This is a genomic window from Citrobacter sp. Cpo037 (genome assembly GCF_030332945.1).
GTDB classification, from domain to species: Bacteria; Pseudomonadota; Gammaproteobacteria; order Enterobacterales; family Enterobacteriaceae; genus Citrobacter; species Citrobacter portucalensis.
Map to the genome: position 1 here is coordinate 1 of NZ_JAOWGW010000019.1, position 1,391 is coordinate 1,391.

General features: G+C 44.5%; 3 protein-coding genes and 1 pseudogene. 2 read left to right on the forward strand and 2 right to left on the reverse strand.

The features are described from left to right. Positions 1 to 284 (forward strand): annotated as a pseudogene (locus OGX94_RS01025) (pyocin knob domain-containing protein); the annotation flags it as partial. Continuing rightward, a complete protein-coding gene (locus tag OGX94_RS01030; RefSeq protein WP_196521083.1) occupies positions 281 to 631 on the forward strand; it encodes a tail fiber assembly protein in 351 nt (116 codons plus the stop codon). The pseudogene OGX94_RS01025 and the gene OGX94_RS01030, both read left to right, overlap by 4 nt. Here the strand turns inward: OGX94_RS01030 and OGX94_RS01035 are convergent. Together OGX94_RS01035 and OGX94_RS01040 are read right to left on the reverse strand one after the other, a co-directional pair. Next, positions 603 to 1,031 carry a tail fiber assembly protein gene (locus OGX94_RS01035; protein WP_286568512.1) on the reverse strand — a complete coding sequence of 143 codons (429 nt, stop codon included), beginning with the start codon at positions 1,029 to 1,031 and terminating at the stop codon, positions 603 to 605. The two genes, OGX94_RS01030 and OGX94_RS01035, sit on opposite strands and share 29 nt — an antisense overlap. 1 nt (position 1,032) lies before the next feature. Then, positions 1,033 to 1,391 (reverse strand): gp53-like domain-containing protein (locus OGX94_RS01040; protein WP_502873438.1); only part of this gene is annotated, 359 nt, incomplete at its 5' end.

A 1,391-nucleotide genomic window follows, 5' to 3' on the forward strand; every position in this document is an offset into this window, starting at 1 on the left:
TTCAATTGGGAGAAGCGGCAAAAGTAAGCCTCGGAGTTGATCAGACATGGCAAGACATGACATCAAGTAGAAGTATTGGAGTGGTGTACACAAACACAACAGGAAAACCAATTCAGTTATTGCTTGATTTTGTCCGACCATCAGCAAGCTGGTCAGTGAATGTCAGAATAAATGGTGTGGCAATAAATGGCGCAGGAGGTTATTGCCCCGTGATTCCCAATAATGCCACCTACCAGGTTATTACCACTGGTATCTCAAGTGTAAGCTGGAGGGAGCTAAGATGAAGTATTTTATCGATGATGCAGATATAATTTATGCCTATGAGGATGACGGTTCACAAGATAAGTTTATTGGTAATAAAAAAGAAATTACGGAAGATGAGGTTAATTCAATATTAAATCATCCACCGTCGCAGGCGGAATTGATCGAGCAAGCCGAAGCTAATAAGTTGCAATTACGAGCCATTGCTGATGCCGAGATAGCCTGGCGGCAGGATGCTGTTGATGCAGATATCGCGACGACAGAGGAAATCGCCGCATTATCTGAATGGAAAAAATACCGTGTGATGCTGATGCGTGTTGATACAGCGAAACCCTTATGGCCTATGCCTCCGGGAGGGCAGGCCAGTTAACATTCTTCGGGTCAGTTATCACATCGACCGCTTTAACCTCGTTTTTATAGGCCAGCCACGCCGATAGTTTCGCTCTGTTGGCGTCGTTAATTTCAGCCAGTATCAACTCGGTTCGCCAGTCCAGCATAACAGCATCTGCATGGGCCAGTAGTTGCTTGCGAACCTGCTCAGCGGAAGATATCAACTCTTCCTGAGTTGGTGGCGGAATATCTACCCATGCTGGCATTCCTTCTATTACATTTCTGTATTTGCCTTCAGGTGGCTCCCGCATGAATTCAGTTGCAACAGAGTCTTCTATTTCTATTCCATCATTTGGCCACTCTCCTGCCTTTTGATAGACCGACTTTAGCTCTACAGGAAAGAAAGCATTTTTCTTGGCACTGAATACATATTTTTGCATGTTAACGTCCTATAGAAATATAACTAAATCGGTATTGCTGAGAATTGTCACTCGTTGATACACGCCATGACGAATTGCTGATATGTTCAAAATTTACAGAAAGTACAGGCGTAAACGGTCCAGAAGGATTTGACTGGACGGCATCAGACATGACGCTGATAGAAATCAAGGGTTGAGTCGGAAACGGTATAGGGAAGTTACCGCTGATAAAACGAGTCGTGTTTCCTGAATATGTACCAAACTGCACAATGTGCCCGCCTGGTAATTTGAACCACCCTGTGCCAGATGCAAAAGCGCCCATATCCGGTATCTGATTTGTACCTGTCCCCACATCTCTTTTTGCCGCTTCTTTCAAACCAA